Here is a 14395-nt window from a genome sequence, read left to right as displayed (position 1 = left end):
GTATCATGGCACCTATGGCTAAACGCGTCGCTTTATTGGACTACGGCTCGGGCAATATTCGTTCCGCTCATCGTGCCCTCGAGAGGGTGGGCGCCGAGGTTGAGGTGACGCATGACCCTCAGGTTGTGCTTGCAGCTGACGGTTTGTTGGTGCCCGGTGTGGGGGCGTATGCGGCGTGTATGCAGGGGCTAAAGTCTGTCAAAGGTGACCGCATGATTGGGGAGCGTCTGGCAGGCAGTCGTCCCGTCTTCGGTATCTGTGTGGGGCTGCAGATCATGTTTGAACGGGGGGTAGAGCACGGCACCGTTGCGCAGGGGTGCGGGCAGTGGCCGGGTGTTGTGGAAAAGCTCACCACGGAGGTTGTTCCGGTGATGGGGTGGAACACCGTGGAGGCTCCGGAGGGATCCCAAATGTTCGCGGGCTTGGAGCCGTCGGAGCGTTTTTATTTCGTGCACTCTTACGGGGTGATGGACTGGACGTTTAAGGATGATGGTTTGACCACGCCCCCGTTGGTTACGTGGACTCAGCAGGATGCTTGCCGTTATGTGGCGGCGGTGGAAAATGGCCCGTTGTGGGCGGCGCAGTTCCACCCGGAAAAGTCGGGTGATGCTGGCGCTCAGCTGCTGAAAAACTGGTTGGATACGCTGTAGCCGCTCGGGCAGTGGCACGTTGTTGAATTTAGAAGAAATTAGGTCTTGATACATGTCTGCTTTTACTTTGCTTCCTGCCGTTGATGTTGTCGATGGTCAAGCAGTCCGTTTGCACCAGGGCGAGTCCGGTAGCGAGAAGGTCTACGGTTCCCCTTTGGAGCAGGCGTTGCGTTGGCAGGAGCAGGGTGCGCAGTGGCTGCATTTTGTGGATCTTGACGCCGCGTTTGGTTACGGCTCTAACCATGAGATGATGCGGGAGGTTGTCGGCGCACTCGATATTGATGTGGAGCTCACCGGCGGTATCCGCGATGATGAGTCCTTGGAGCGCGCGTTGTCTACTGGTGCGCGCCGCGTCAATATTGGCACGGCGGCTTTGCAGAAGCCGGAGTGGATCGCGGATGTGATTGCCCGCTATGGGGATAAGGTCGCTGTGGATTTGGCTGTGCGTTTGGAGGACGGTCAGTGGCGTACGAAGGGCAATGGCTGGGTGTCTGATGGTGGGGATTTGTGGGAGGTGTTGGAGCGGCTTGATGCGCAGGGGTGTGCGCGTTTTGTGGTGACGGATGTGTCGAAGGATGGCACGCTGAGTGGCCCGAATATTGAGTTGCTGCGTGATGTTGCTGCTGCGACGGATGCGCCGGTGGTTGCTTCAGGTGGGATTAGCTGTTTGCAGGATGTGGTCGATATTGCGGCTTATGCGCATGAGGGGATCGATTCGTGCATCATCGGCAAGGCACTGTACGAGGATCGTTTTACGCTCAGCGAGGCTCTGGAGGCTGTGGCTGCACAGTCTGCAGCGGGTGTTGATGGCGACTCGAAGGAAGGTGTGTAACCCGTGGGTATTGCAGTTCGGGTGATTCCTTGTTTGGATGTGGACAATGGTCGCGTTGTCAAGGGCGTGAATTTTGATAATTTGCGTGATGCTGGTGATCCTGTCGAGTTGGCTGCGCGTTATGACGCCGAGGGGGCTGATGAGCTGACGTTTTTGGATGTGTCTGCGTCGAAGGCTGGCCGGGGCACGATGTTGGATGTGGTGCGGCGTACTGCGGAGCAGGTGTTTATTCCTTTGACTGTTGGTGGGGGTGTGCGTACTGCTGATGATGTTGATCAGTTGCTACGTGCGGGTGCGGATAAGGTCAGTGTGAATACGGCGGCTATTGCGCGGCCGGAGTTGTTGCGCGAGTTGAGTGAGCGTTTTGGTGCCCAGTGCATTGTGTTGAGTGTGGATGCTCGTCGTGTCCCGGAAGGTGGGGTGCCGCAGCCGTCGGGTTTTGAGGTGACGACTCATGGCGGTTCGCGTTCGGCTGGTATTGATGCGGTTGAGTGGGCGCGCCGTGGCGAGGAGCTTGGTGTGGGGGAGATCCTGCTTAATTCGATGGATGGTGATGGCACCAAGGATGGCTTCGATTTGGAGCTGATTTCTAAGGTGCGTGAGGTTGTTTCTGTTCCTGTGATTGCTAGCGGTGGGGCGGGGCGTGCGCAGCATTGTTCGCCTGCGGTGGCTGCGGGTGCGGATGCGGTGTTGGCTGCGTCGATTTTCCACTTTGGTGAGGTCTCAATCGGGGAGTGCAAGCGTGATATTGAGGCTTCGGGTTACGAGGTGCGTGGGTAATGTTGGTGGATCAGTCGTATTGCCCGCAGTGTCCCGAGGATGCTGATTTGGTGCGTGCCATTGGTGCGGAGGCAGCCAGTAAGCTGCGTTTCAATGATGCTGGCTTGATTCCGGTTGTGGTTCAGGATGCTGAGTCCGGTCGTGTGTTGATGTTGGCGTGGATGGATGCGCATGCCTTGGCGTATTCGTTGTGTTCGCGTCGGGGGACGTATTTTTCCCGTTCGCGTAATGAGTATTGGATTAAGGGTTTGACCAGTGGCCATGTGCAGTCTGTGGTCTCTATTGATGCGGATTGTGACGGCGACACATTGTTGATGCGGGTTGTTCAGACGGGCGCTGCGTGCCATACGGGTGCGCGCAGTTGCTTTGAGGTGTTGCCTTTGCTCGGGGAGGCTGATCACTAATGACGTCGCGTAGGGTTGCTGCCGCTATTTTTCTTGCGGTTGCTGGCGTGGTGGTGTGGGTTGCTTCCCGCATGACGTGGATTGTTGTTGAGTCTGTGGACGATAAGTCTGGGGATAAGACGAGTGTTGTGGTGGGGTCGCTGTGGTCGAGTGAGCTTGTGGCTGTGGCGTTGTTATTGTTTGTGTGCGCTGTTGCTGCGCTGGCGCTTCGGCCGGTGGGGCGGCGCGTGGCTGGTGTGATTGGTGCATTGGCCGGTGCTGGGGCTAGTTGGCAGGCGCTGGGGTTGTTGACTGGTGAGCCGGACGCTTCGCGTGTGCGTTCGTTGTTGACGGTGGCTGATGCCTCGGTTGGGGGTCCTGCGGAGTCTGCTGATCGGGTCAATCACATCAGCCAGTGGGCCGATATTGTGTCGGTCGAGCCGCAAGTGTGGGGCCCGGTTGTTGCGTTGTTGGGGTGTGCGTTGGCTGTGGTTTCGGGTGTGGTCGTTGCTCTGCGGCCTGGTGTGGTCGCCTCTGGTGATCGTTATGAGCGTGCTGCTTATAGATCCACGGATGTGGCGGAGGCTGAGGATGATGATGCTAGCCGTGCGCTGTGGGATGCACTCGACGCCGATATTGACCCCACCCGCGATAACTGAGTAGCTATCACACAAGCGGGAGTTGGGTGACTTTTGTCTCATGGCTGTGTGGTGTAGTTTCAAGGTGTAGTGAGCAACACGACAGATTTGAGCGATTAATGGCTACGGTGTTCGAGCAGATTGTGCGCGGCGTCAAACAGGACGTCGAGCAACGTCGCGCCCGCGTGCCCATGGATCGCATGAAGGAATTGTCGCAGTCGGTGCGTCCGCCCCGCGACGTCATGGGGGTGTTGCGTCAGCCTGGATGCGGTGTGATCGCTGAAATCAAGCGCGCGTCGCCGACATTGGGCCCTTTGCCGCCGATTAGTTCTGTTGCGGAGCTGGCCCACCAGTTCGAGCTTGGTGGTGCGTGGATGGTCGGTTGCCAGACAGAAAGCCGCCGTTTCCAAGGTTCTCTGGACGATTTGAAAGCAGTGGCTGACGCGGTGAGCGTTCCCGTGATGTGTAGAGATTTCATCATCGATCCCTACCAGATCCACGAGGCACGTTTTTATGGCGCTGACATGATTCCGCTGCACGTCGGCCTGTTGCAACCTGCCCAGCTGTCTGCGTTGATTGACCGGGTGCATTCCCTATCGATGGTGGCGCTGGTGGAAGTACAAAACGCAGAGGAAGCCACGCGAGCCATGCACGCTGGCGCGAGGGTTATTGGGGTTAATGCCCGCAACCTTGCATCGTTGACACTTAACCGCGAGGCCTTTATCGATATTGCGCCGGGTTTGCCCGATGACGTGGTCAAAATTGCTCTGTCCGGTGTCCGCTCGGCAGCTGATTTGCTGACCTATGCGGGGGCAGGCGCAGATGCTGTGGTTGTGGGCACGGAGCTGGTGACCGCGCAGGTCCCATCCACTTTGGTGCGTCAGTTGTCTGCGGCAGGGGCACACCCGTGTTGCCCCTCGGTAGACTAGCTCGATGTGACCCAAGAACTTTTCGCAGCCATTCCTTCACCGCCACAGGGTGTGTGGCACCTAGGCCCGATTCCTATTCGTGCGTATGCACTGTGCATCATGACTGGTGTCATCGTGGCGATCCTGTGGAGCCGCAAACGTTATGTCGCACGTGGGGGCGATCCCGAGGTCGTTATGGATGCTGCAGTGTACGTGATTATTTTCGGGCTTATTGGTGGCCGCGCATACCATGTGCTGACCCAGTGGGATTCTTATTTCTGCTCCGATTGCCAGCCGCTGAGGGTGTTTAACCTGACCGAGGGGGGCTTAGGCATTCTTGGGGCGATCTCCTTAGCCACGGTTGCGGTGTGGTTGAGGTTCCGCAGGCTGAGTCTATCTTTCGCTACGTTTGCTGATGCTGTTGCTCCGACCATCGCTGTAGCTCAGGCCATTGGTCGCCTGGGTAACTGGTTTAACCAAGAGCTGTATGGGCGGGAGACCACGGTGCCGTGGGGGCTTGAGATTTACCGCCGGGTGGATGACACCGGCCATTACGCGCCATTGTCTGGGCACTCAACGGGTGAAGTCTTGACGGTGGTTCACCCGACCTTCCTATACGAGGGGCTGTGTAGCCTCGCGGTTGCTGCGATTTTGGTGTGGGCTGATCGCCGCTTTTCGCTCACTGGAGGGCGCTTGTTCGCACTGTATGCCGTGGGTTATTCGGTGTCGCGGCTGTGGGTGGAATCGATGCGTTCTGACCCCGCGAACCACATCATGGGGCTAAGAGTCAACACCGTGATGTATTCCATTGTTCTCTTGTGTGCTGTGGCCTTCTTTCTGCTTCGGGGGAGCGCGATGCGGGCACGTGTACTTCAGGAAGCGAACCAACGTACTTCGGACGATGCAAGAGGATAAGGCTGTCACCGAGCGATAGATATGTGACGGTGATCGCCAACTGTGCGCGGTTGACTCTAACGGGGCTAAGGTGGTGGTCGTGGATAGACGAACGAAGATTGTATGTACGCTTGGCCCCGCAGTCGCCAGCGCTGAAGGCATCCTCGGCTTGGCCGAGGCCGGCATGGACGTTGCCCGCCTGAATTTCTCGCATGGTGACTACGCCGACCACCAGAAAAATTACGACTGGGTCCGTGAGGCCACTGACAAGACTGGCCGCGCCATCGGCGTGTTGGCTGATTTGCAGGGCCCGAAGATCCGCTTGGGTCGTTTCGAAGAAGGCAGCACCTATTGGGCTGACGGTGAGGTCGTGCGCATCACCGTTGACGATGTACCCGGCACCCACGACCGAGTGTCCACCACTTACAAGGGTTTGGCGAAAGACGCCAAACCTGGTGACCGCCTCTTGGTCGATGACGGCAAGGTAGGCCTCGTCTGCTTGCGCGTCGAAGGCAATGACGTCGTGTGTGAGGTCGTCGAAGGCGGCCCCGTGTCCAACAACAAGGGCGTGTCGCTGCCCGGTATGGACATTTCGGTTCCGGCACTGTCTGAAAAAGACATTGCTGACCTACGCTTCGCACTCAAGCTGGGTGTGGACTTTATTGCTTTGTCCTTCGTCCGTTCCCCTGCGGATGTGGACTTGGTCCATGCCATCATGGATGAGGAAAAGCGCCGTGTTCCGGTGATCGCGAAGCTGGAAAAGCCCGAGGCCGTTGATGCTCTAGAATCCATCATTTTGGCGTTTGATGCTGTGATGATTGCCCGTGGTGACCTTGGCGTTGAGGTCGCTTTGGAAGACGTGCCGCTGGTGCAAAAGCGCGCAATTCAAATCGCTCGCGAGAACGCTAAGCCGGTCATTGTCGCAACCCAGATGCTCGATTCGATGATCGAGAATTCTCGCCCCACTCGTGCAGAAGCCTCCGACGTGGCTAACGCTGTGTTGGATGGTGCGGACGCTGTGATGCTGTCTGGCGAGACCTCGGTGGGTAAAGACCCGCAGAACGTGGTGCGCACCATGAGCCGCATCGTTGCTCGCGCAGAGCAGGATGGCTCTGTGCCTCCGCTGACCCACATCCCTCGTACCAAGCGTGGCGTTGTGTCCTATTCCGCTCGCGACATTGCCGTGCGTTTGAACGCTCGCGCCTTGGTGGCATTCACCACCTCGGGTGACACCGCAAAGCGCTTGGCGCGCCTGCACTGCAACCTGCCGCTGCTGGTATTCACTCCGAATCAGCATGTGCGTTCGCAGTTGGCGTTGACGTGGGGCGCCCAGACCTTCCTCACTGATCCGGTCGAGGACACCGACGACATGATGCTGCAGGTTGACACTCAGCTGTTGTCGATGCCGGAATACGCCGAGGGCGACACGATGGTTGTGTGTGCTGGTTCTCCTCCCGGAGTTGAAGGCAACACCAACATGATCCAGGTGCATGCACTGGGCGAGACCACCAAGCTCATGTCCGCTAAGCGGAACTCGGCTGAAAACCTTGCTGCAGATGTCAAGGAGGGCGTCGCCGCTGCGGTTGATGCTGTGGAGGCAAAAGTCGAAAAGACTGTCAGCAAGCTAAAGAAGAAGTAGTTTCTTAGGGTTCATACGAATAAGCGCTCCCGACCATCATGGTCGGGAGCGCTTATTTAGCGTCCGGGGATTTTAACGCACGGGGGTGGGCTCGATCTTCCACACGTCATTGGCATAGTCGCTGATGGTGCGGTCTGATGAGAACCGGCCGGATTCGCAAATGTTAATCCAGCACATCCGCGCCCAGTGGAGGCGGTCTGCGTAGTAATCGTTCGCCATGGCGTCCCGGGTTTCACGGTAGGCGGCAAAGTCACCGAGGACGTAGTAGACGTCTGGTGTTTCCCAGCCATTGCCGTCGAGTAGGGAGCCGCGCAGGTCGTGGAAGGCACCGGAGTGGTCGTCGCCCAGGGTGCCGTCAACCAGTGCGTCGAGGACGCGTTTGAGGCCGGGGACCGTCTCGTAGAGCGCGTAGGGGTTGTAGTGAGCCTTGAGCTCGGGGAGTTCCTCAACCTTGGCGCCGAAGATGTAGGCGTTGTCTTCACCTACCGAGTCGGCGATTTCGACGTTTGCGCCATCGAGGGTGCCCAGCGTCAGCGCACCGTTCATCATGAACTTCATGTTGGAGGTGCCGGAGGCTTCTTTACCAGCGGTGGAAATCTGCTCGGAGACGTCAGCTGCCGGGATGATGTGCTCAGCGGGCGAGACGTTGTAGTTTTCAACGAAAACAACACGCAACTTGGTGGAGACGACGGGGTCGTTGTTGACCAGTTCGGCGATCTCGTTGATGAGCTTGATGATCGCCTTGGCGCGCACGTAGCCGGGTGCAGCCTTCGCCCCGAAGATGAAGGTACGGGCGGGAACGTCGTCGATCGCTACTTCGCCGTCAGTGATGCGGAAGTAGAGGTCGAGGATGTACAGGGCGTTCATCAGCTGGCGCTTGTATTCGTGCAAACGCTTAATCTGCACGTCGAAGATGGAATGCGGGTCGACGTCAATTCCTTGACGCTGGGCAATCCACTCGGCGAAGTCTTGCTTGTTAGCGTCTTTAATCTCCAGCAGTTCCTGCATGACGGCGTCATCGTCAGCAAAGGAGCGGAGTTTTTTCAGCTCGTCGAGGTTCTTCACCCACTGGTCGCCACCGGCAAGCCGGGTCAACAGATCGGATAGCCGAGGGTTGCACATCTTCAGCCAGCGGCGGGGCGTCACACCGTTTGTCTTGTTGTTGAATTTCTCGGGCCACAGCTCATGCCACTGCTTCAATGTTTCTGCCTTGATGATTTCGGTGTGGATGGCAGCAACACCGTTGATGGAGTAGGCGGCGTAGCAGGCCAACCAACCCATGTAGACGTGACCGTCATGAACGGGGGAGAGGTAGTGGATCGTTCCTTCATCGAGTCCGCGCTCTGCCATGTCCAGGCGGAAGCGACGGTCGATTTCAGCGACGATCTCCCACACGCGATAGAACAGTTGCTGGAAGATGGATACTTCCCACTGCTCGAGTGCTTCGGGCAGGACGGTGTGGTTGGTGTATGCGAAAGTCTCGGTGACGATCTTCCACGCTTTGTCCCAGCCTAGCCCGTGATCGTCCATGAGCAACCGCATCAGCTCAGGGATAGCGATCACGGGGTGTGTGTCGTTGAGCTGGATGCTGTTGTACTTCGCGAAATCGCTCAAGTCTTCGCCGTGATGCTCAATGTAGTTGGTGATCATCGCTTGGAGCGAAGCGGAGCTAAAGAAGTACTGCTGGCGGACGCGCAGGGCCTTGCCCGCATAGGTGGTGTCGTTCGGGTAGAGAACGCGACACAGGTCCATGACACGTTCGCGTTCGACGATGGCATCGGTGAAGCGCTGCGAGTTGAACGCGTCGTAGTCGAACTCTTCCAGGGGCTCTGCTTTCCACAGGCGCAGAGTGCCGACATTGTCGGTGCCGTAGCCGCTGATCGGCATATCGTAAGGGACAGCGCGCACAATCATGTCATCGAACGTGACGATGCGCTGCTGTTCTTCACGGCGAATAACGAAGGGGTAGCCGTCTTCCATCCAGGCGTCGGGCTCTTCGGTTTGGTAACCGCCCTCAATGTTTTGCTTGAACAGCCCGTAGCGGTAAAGGATGCCATAGCCGGTTACAGGCAGATCCTGTGTGGCACAGGAATCCAGGAAGCATGCAGCGAGGCGTCCCAGGCCACCGTTACCCAACGCGGCGTCATTTTCTGCTTCGAGAACATCAACAAGCTCGTGGCCGTGTTCGCGGGCTGCTTGTTCAGCATCCTCCACCAGACCAAGGTTGGTGAGGTTGTTCAGCAGAGCGCGGCCCATCAAGAACTCGGCGGAAAGGTAGTGCTGCTGGCGGGTGGCGTTGTAGGCATCGGTTGTGGCTTGCCACTTGTCCGCTAGCTCCTCCATCACGTTGGCGGAGAGACCGAACCAGAATTTCCGGTCGGTGGCATCCGTGGGGGCTGTCCCGGATGCGGCGCGAACAAAGCTGCCGACGGTTGCGGCATCGAAGTGTTTACTCATGTGTGTTAATCCTAGACCTTTAGGCGGTTGCTGCTGCGGTGGCCTGCTCAAATTCCTCCACTACATCCTCGGTGGGAGCCTTAGTGAGCAAAGAAACAACCACCATGACGATCGTTGCGGAAACAACACCCGGAACAATTTCGTACAGTGCAGCGTGCAGGGCGGGTGTCATGCCCCATGCGAAGCTGACGATCGCGCCGGTGATCATTCCGGCGATCGCACCCGGCGCGTTCAGACGCGACCAGTAGAGGGAGGCGATGACCACTGGGCCGAATGCGGATCCGAAACCAGCCCATGCGAAGCCAACGAGCCCAAGGATGGAGTCGTTGGGGTTGAACGCCAGTGCAGCGGCAACCACCGCAACTGCTAGCACAGCCATGCGCGAGAGATTGATCAGCATCTGGTTGCTGAGGTCTTTTTTGAAGATCTTGAACAGGTCTTCGATCAGTGCGGAGGAGGTCACCAGTAGCTGGGAGGACATCGTCGACATGATGGCCGCGAGTACAGCGGTGAGGATGAGACCGGCGATCAGCGGGTGGAACAGGATGCGTCCCATATCGAGGAAGATTGTTTCGAAGGCATCGCGGTCGGTGACAGCAATGCTGGGGTCTTGGCCGAAGAAGGCGGTGCCGATGAGAGCGACGGCGGTGGCGCCGATGATGCACAGCAGCATCCACGCGATACCGACGCGGCGACCGGTGCGTGCTTCTTTAGCAGAGCGCAGAGCCATGAAGCGGACGATGATGTGCGGCTGGCCGAAATAGCCCAGGCCCCATGCGAGGTTGCCGATGATGGCGGCCAGACCAACACCACTGACCATGGAGAAGTACGTGGGGTTTCCGACGCCGTCGGTGTAGGGGCCGTAATCATGGTGGCTGGCCCAGGTGAAGATGCTCGAGGGGTCTTTGAGCGTCAGCAGTGCCATGACGGGCACGATCAACAGTGCGAAGAACATGATCATGCCTTGCACGGCGTCAGCGGTAGAGACAGCGAGGAAGCCGCCGATGAAGGTGTAGGCGACGGTGACTGCAGCGACGATGAGCATGCCGTCGGTGTAGGAACCGCCGAAGGTCGATTCGAAGTACTTGCCGCCGGAGACCATGCCGGAGGATACGTAGAAGGTGAAGAACACCAAGATAACCAACGAGCTGACGATGCGCAGCACGCGGCTTTTGTCGTGCAGTCGGTTTTCGACGAAGCTCGGCAAGGTGATGGAGTTGTTAGCGATCTCTGTGTAGGAGCGCAGGCGGGGGGCGATCCATTTCCAGTTGGCCCAACAACCAATCAGCAGCCCGATGACGATCCACAGCTCTGAAAAACCTGCGACAAACAACGCCCCCGGAAGCCCCATGAGCAGCCAGCCAGACATGTCTGAGGCTCCGGCAGACAAAGCCGCAACAAAGGGGTTGAGCTTGCGTCCGGCGAGCATGTAATCGTCGTACTCATCGGTCTGCCGGTAGCTCCATAGGCCGATGAGTAGCATCGCCACCATGTAGATGACGATGGCAATAATGAACCAGGTTTGGGTACTCATTGTCGAAGGGATCCTCGTTAGTGTTGTGTGTTAGGCGTGCAGGTAGGCAAGTACGGCGCCGGTGGCTGCCAGAGTGCAGGTGCGCATTGTTGGCTCATAGTCGGGCAGGAAGGTACCCATGTGATTGCCGGGAACGTCTTGGGAGACACGATCGTGTGCGACTGCTTTGTTCCATAGGGTGCGTGGGGTGACACCCACGGTCCAGTACAGGTAGGGGCAGTCGAAGTGCCGGGGGATGTTGGAAAAGTCTTCTGACGCCGTCCATGGTTGCGCATCGGCGGAATCTTCGCCGAACACAGAGTCGAAGACGGGACGCACGCGGTTAAACGCCACGGGAGTGTTATCGGTGAGCTCGCCATGGCACGACCACTCAAAAGTGGGTTCTTGGGTGCATCCGCTGGCTGCGCATTCAGCACGCACGACGCGTTCAATAGCCGCATAAACTTTGTCGCGGACTTTCTCGGAATAGAAGCGGCAGTTCAGCACCAGGGTCGCGTCCGCGGGAATGGTGTTGTTGGAATTACCGGAGCTCAACGTGCCAACGCTGACGACCGCGAAATCGAACGGGGACACTTCCCTGGCGACGATGCCCTGGAGGCGCACCACGATCATTGAGGCAATAAACGTCGGGTCGATGGAATTGTGAGGCATGGAGCCGTGGGCGGAATGCCCGAAGATCTTGACGGTGATGGTGTCGCAGGCCGCCAGTGACGCGCCGGGCATGCTCATTACTTGTCCTGCGGGCCCGGGGACGATGTGTTGGCCGAGGCATACATCGGGTCGGGGGATGATGCGCCCGAGGCCGTCGTCAACCATTTTTTGGGCGCCGGTGGAGTCTTCTTCGGCGGGTTGGAATAGTGCGATGAAGGTTCCGGACCATTCGTCTCGGTGCGCGTCGAGGATGGCGCAGGCGCCTAGTAATGACGTCGTGTGCATGTCATGTCCGCACGCGTGCATTGCGGGGACTTCCACTCCGTCTTTATTAATGCGGGTTTTTGTGGAGGCGAAGGCTGCTCCGGTTGTTTCTAAGACGGGTAGTCCGTCGAAGTCTGCGCGCATAAGGGCTACGGGGCCGGGGCCGTTGCGGAAGATGGCGACTATGCCGTGCCCCCCGATGTTGCCGGTGACTTCGCAGTCGAAGGCGCTGAGTTGTTGTTTGATGCGGGCTGCGGTTTCGACTTCCATGCCGGAGAGTTCTGGGTTGGCGTGGAAGGTTTCGTATAGGGAGCGTTGCCAGTCGAGGTCGACGCCGTGAGTGCACAGTAGCGTGGCGATTGCCTGCGGCGCGTTGGTCTTTTTTGTGTCTTTCTCCGCCCTATAGTCATCCATGGTGATTCATGTTACTAGTCGGGGGTTGGAGCCCTAGAGTTATAGCCCCAAGAAGGGGTTGTAGCGGAGGCTGTTTCGGGGTAGCAGGCATTCGGTGGCGATCCGGATGTTGTGCGCGATGTGTCCTTGGTCGCGGAGTTCGTACATGGCGCTGACCATCCGGTCGCGTAGCCCTTGAGGCGACAGGGTGTTGAGGTAGATTTTGGTGCCGCCTTCAAATCCGGCGAGGGTGGATACGCGCCATTTGATCATCACGCGCCACGGCATTGTGATGTCGAGGTCGATGGGGGTGTGGTGCCATTCTTCGTTGCAGGGGATGTCGGGGCCGGCGGCGGCGTGGCAGGCGTGGATCAGGTCTGCCATGGCGTCGCGTTCTTCGTCGCTTTGCTCCCATGGGAAGCCACAGGCGGATTTTGAGAAGATTTCGAGGGTGGGGTAGCGGTGCCCGAAGCCGGCGAAGCAGACGGCGTGATCGTTTTCTGCGATGACGAGGTTGTGGTAGCCGGCGTAGTCGACTGCCCATTCGTTGTACATGTTGGGGTTGTGCCGCAGTTGTGCGATTTCTTGCGATTGCTGCACGCCGCGTTCGTCGATGGCGACGAGTTGTTTGTGCAGGTGGTCGAAGGATGCGCCGGCGGGTTTCAGCCAGTTTTGGAAGGCTGCAACGTAGGGCACGTAGCGGTTGGATCCGTAGAGGTCGGCGATTGCTTCGGTGGTGAAGCGGATGAGGGTGCGGTGTTCGTTGACGCTTAACGTCCCGGCGCTGGCGAGTTGGTTGTCGTGGGTGGCTCCAGCGACAAAGTGTCGCCGGCCGATGATGAGGTCGTGGCCGCCGGCGAAGAAGGGCCATCCAAGTTCGGCGATTTCTTCGTCTGTGAGCGCCTCAATTTCGGTGGTGCTCAGACCCGAGAAGCGCATTTTGGACGCGACGATTTTGCGCACGTGTTCCAGGCCCTGGGGATCGCCGATGTAGTTGTTGCGCCATGCGGTGATTTCGGGCGAGGGGATGAAGCCGTAGTTGGCTTTCCAATAGTCAAAGGTGACGATTTCGAAAAGGTTGGCGACCCGCCGGAAGTCGGCGACGCTGTCGAACAGGTCTGTAGCTGGTGTGTGCGTTGTGATGCGTGGCTGTGGTTGCTCGGCTTTGTTTGATAACGTCGCGGTGGCTTCGGCACTGGGGATGGCTTGGGCACTGGGAATGGTGACGCGCCCTTTTTCGGGTGGCGTCTGCAGGTAGTTGTCGGAGCAAAATGCGCATGTGGAGGTATGGGCGCTGGGAGCCAGTGGCTGCGGGTTCGGGCGGGTTATACCAAGGGGGCGGTTGCCGCGACCGGGTACGGTCCAGACTTCTGTGCCGGAAAAGGGGTTGACTTGCTTGATGGTGCCGTCAGCCATCACCTTGATGGGTTCGGGTTGGGCGGTGAGCGGACCCGGCTGGGGCGATGGTGTGCTGTTGAAGCTGTGCGGCATAGAACCCAATTTTACGCTGCTCTAGAAGAAAAACCACTGCAGTGCGATGTCAACTGGAATGCTTAAGGCGGTCCCAACGAACAGGCAGTACAGCAAAAATTGAATTGATCGACGTTTGATCGGCCAATCATGAGATGACCGATCGCCGACAGCACCTGCGTAACCTATAGTCTGAATGAACAAGCGGAAAAGTTGGTTATAAAGCCACAAGACGATCGAAACAGCAGCGAATGTAGCCAGCGCAGATTTCCATACATGTACCGGTGCGGCAAGGAACTGAAAGAACCGTTCCCCAAGTAAGCGCACGATGCCGTACAGAAACAATCAAACCAAGACTGCAGCTACGAAATCCAGCGTAAAAATGGAACCTAAGATGAAATCGCTGAAGATCACGGTGTCACCACAATCGGTTGTTGAAGGCTACGCCCGGTAGGAACAGATACCACGATAGTAGGAATGTCGTAGCCGAAGCTGCTGAGGATGCGAACACAAGGCCCCGTGTGTGCCGTAGCATGCGAGACTTATGGGCGTTGCGTGCAACAACTAAGGCACAGCCGATGAACCATGGGAAGAGACTGACGGCGCCAGCTGCGGAGAAAAACAGCATTAAAATTGGAATATCTGCGGCTGTGAACAATTTTTAGTCGCCTTCCTTGGTTCGTTTTTGTATGGGCTGCCAGGCTTGTAGTTGGGGCGATTAAAGGGAGAAAAATTAGAACAATCCAGAAGGAGAGGTAGGCGGTGACTGACTCATAGGTTCTCCCGAAAAGGCTGGTAGTAGGGGAGTGAGCAGCTGACTTAAGTATTGGAAACCTTTTTGTGAAGGTTACATAATTTTTTCCGACCGAGCATTCGTTGGCTGTGTAGGCTACCCTGGGTCG

12 protein-coding genes are annotated in these 14395 nt (G+C 57.9%); 8 read left to right on the top strand and 4 right to left on the bottom strand.

The window, feature by feature from the left end; genetic code table 11:
• Nucleotides 1–14: 14 nt before the first annotated feature.
• The 8 genes from hisH to pyk all read left to right on the top strand — a co-directional run bounded on the left by hisH (nt 15) and on the right by pyk (nt 6724).
• Complete coding sequence (gene hisH / locus L1C91_RS01835) at nt 15–650, top strand: imidazole glycerol phosphate synthase subunit HisH (RefSeq protein WP_234857726.1); 636 nt, start codon at nt 15–17, stop codon at nt 648–650.
• A gap of 52 nt (nt 651–702) precedes the next feature.
• Nucleotides 703–1482 carry a bifunctional 1-(5-phosphoribosyl)-5-((5-phosphoribosylamino)methylideneamino)imidazole-4-carboxamide isomerase/phosphoribosylanthranilate isomerase PriA gene (gene priA / locus L1C91_RS01830; protein ID WP_234857725.1) on the top strand — a complete coding sequence of 260 codons (780 nt, stop codon included), beginning with the start codon at nt 703–705 and terminating at the stop codon, nt 1480–1482.
• 3 nt (nt 1483–1485) lie between these two features.
• Nucleotides 1486–2262 carry an imidazole glycerol phosphate synthase subunit HisF gene (gene hisF, locus L1C91_RS01825; RefSeq protein ID WP_234857724.1) on the top strand — a complete coding sequence of 259 codons (777 nt, stop codon included), beginning with the start codon at nt 1486–1488 and terminating at the stop codon, nt 2260–2262.
• The gene (hisI, locus tag L1C91_RS01820) at nt 2262–2666 is read left to right on the top strand and encodes a phosphoribosyl-AMP cyclohydrolase (RefSeq protein ID WP_234857723.1); all 405 of its coding nucleotides are present in this window, start codon (nt 2262–2264) and stop codon (nt 2664–2666) included. Before hisF ends, hisI begins: the two co-directional genes overlap by 1 nt.
• Nucleotides 2666–3304 carry a TIGR02234 family membrane protein gene (locus tag L1C91_RS01815; protein WP_234857722.1) on the top strand — a complete coding sequence of 213 codons (639 nt, stop codon included), beginning with the start codon at nt 2666–2668 and terminating at the stop codon, nt 3302–3304. The genes hisI and L1C91_RS01815 overlap by 1 nt, the downstream gene beginning before the upstream one ends.
• Before the next feature lie 98 nt (nt 3305–3402).
• On the top strand, nt 3403–4212 hold the full coding sequence (trpC, locus tag L1C91_RS01810; protein WP_234857721.1) for an indole-3-glycerol phosphate synthase TrpC: 810 nt from the start codon (nt 3403–3405) through the stop codon (nt 4210–4212).
• A 6-nt stretch (nt 4213–4218) separates the two neighbouring features.
• Nucleotides 4219–5106 (top strand): prolipoprotein diacylglyceryl transferase, encoded by an 888-nt coding sequence (gene lgt / locus L1C91_RS01805; RefSeq protein ID WP_234857720.1) that lies wholly within the window; start codon nt 4219–4221, stop codon nt 5104–5106.
• A 79-nt stretch (nt 5107–5185) separates the two neighbouring features.
• The gene (pyk, locus tag L1C91_RS01800; protein ID WP_234857719.1) at nt 5186–6724 is read left to right on the top strand and encodes a pyruvate kinase; all 1539 of its coding nucleotides are present in this window, start codon (nt 5186–5188) and stop codon (nt 6722–6724) included.
• A gap of 72 nt (nt 6725–6796) precedes the next feature.
• Here the strand turns inward: pyk and L1C91_RS01795 are convergent, their stop codons facing one another.
• The 4 genes from L1C91_RS01795 to L1C91_RS01780 are packed head-to-tail and all read right to left on the bottom strand — an operon-like array spanning nt 6797 to nt 13514.
• Nucleotides 6797–9181, bottom strand: a complete 2385-nt coding sequence (locus L1C91_RS01795) for a glycogen/starch/alpha-glucan phosphorylase (RefSeq protein WP_234857718.1) — start codon at nt 9179–9181, stop codon at nt 6797–6799.
• Between the two features lie 19 nt (nt 9182–9200).
• Nucleotides 9201–10715: a sodium/proline symporter PutP gene (gene putP / locus L1C91_RS01790; protein ID WP_234857717.1), complete on the bottom strand. Its 1515-nt coding sequence runs from the start codon at nt 10713–10715 to the stop codon at nt 9201–9203.
• 30 nt (nt 10716–10745) lie between these two features.
• Nucleotides 10746–12044, bottom strand: a complete 1299-nt coding sequence (locus tag L1C91_RS01785; protein WP_234857716.1) for an amidohydrolase — start codon at nt 12042–12044, stop codon at nt 10746–10748.
• Between the two features lie 39 nt (nt 12045–12083).
• A complete protein-coding gene (locus L1C91_RS01780; protein ID WP_419178688.1) occupies nt 12084–13514 on the bottom strand; it encodes a DUF4921 family protein in 1431 nt (476 codons plus the stop codon).
• Between the last annotated feature and the right edge of the window lie 881 nt (nt 13515–14395).

This window comes from Corynebacterium argentoratense, from assembly GCF_021491455.1.
Lineage (GTDB): Bacteria > Actinomycetota > Actinomycetes > Mycobacteriales > Mycobacteriaceae > Corynebacterium > Corynebacterium argentoratense_A.
Note: the sequence above shows the minus strand (reverse complement) of the source record. Positions and strands in the feature narration are given on the sequence as shown.

Bases quoted from the DNA above. Each gene is read 5' to 3' on its own strand.
- L1C91_RS01785 (WP_234857716.1), bottom strand. From the start codon at position 12,044: ATGGATGACTATAGGGCGGAGAAAGACACAAAAAAGACCAACGCGCCG.
- trpC (WP_234857721.1), top strand. From the start codon at position 3,403: ATGGCTACGGTGTTCGAGCAGATTGTGCGCGGCGTCAAACAGGACGTC.
- hisH (WP_234857726.1), top strand. From the start codon at position 15: ATGGCTAAACGCGTCGCTTTATTGGACTACGGCTCGGGCAATATTCGT.
- priA (WP_234857725.1), top strand. From the start codon at position 703: ATGTCTGCTTTTACTTTGCTTCCTGCCGTTGATGTTGTCGATGGTCAA.
- hisI (WP_234857723.1), top strand. From the start codon at position 2,262: ATGTTGGTGGATCAGTCGTATTGCCCGCAGTGTCCCGAGGATGCTGAT.
- L1C91_RS01815 (WP_234857722.1), top strand. From the start codon at position 2,666: ATGACGTCGCGTAGGGTTGCTGCCGCTATTTTTCTTGCGGTTGCTGGC.
- L1C91_RS01795 (WP_234857718.1), bottom strand. From the start codon at position 9,181: ATGAGTAAACACTTCGATGCCGCAACCGTCGGCAGCTTTGTTCGCGCC.
- L1C91_RS01780 (WP_419178688.1), bottom strand. From the start codon at position 13,514: ATGCCGCACAGCTTCAACAGCACACCATCGCCCCAGCCGGGTCCGCTC.
- putP (WP_234857717.1), bottom strand. From the start codon at position 10,715: ATGAGTACCCAAACCTGGTTCATTATTGCCATCGTCATCTACATGGTG.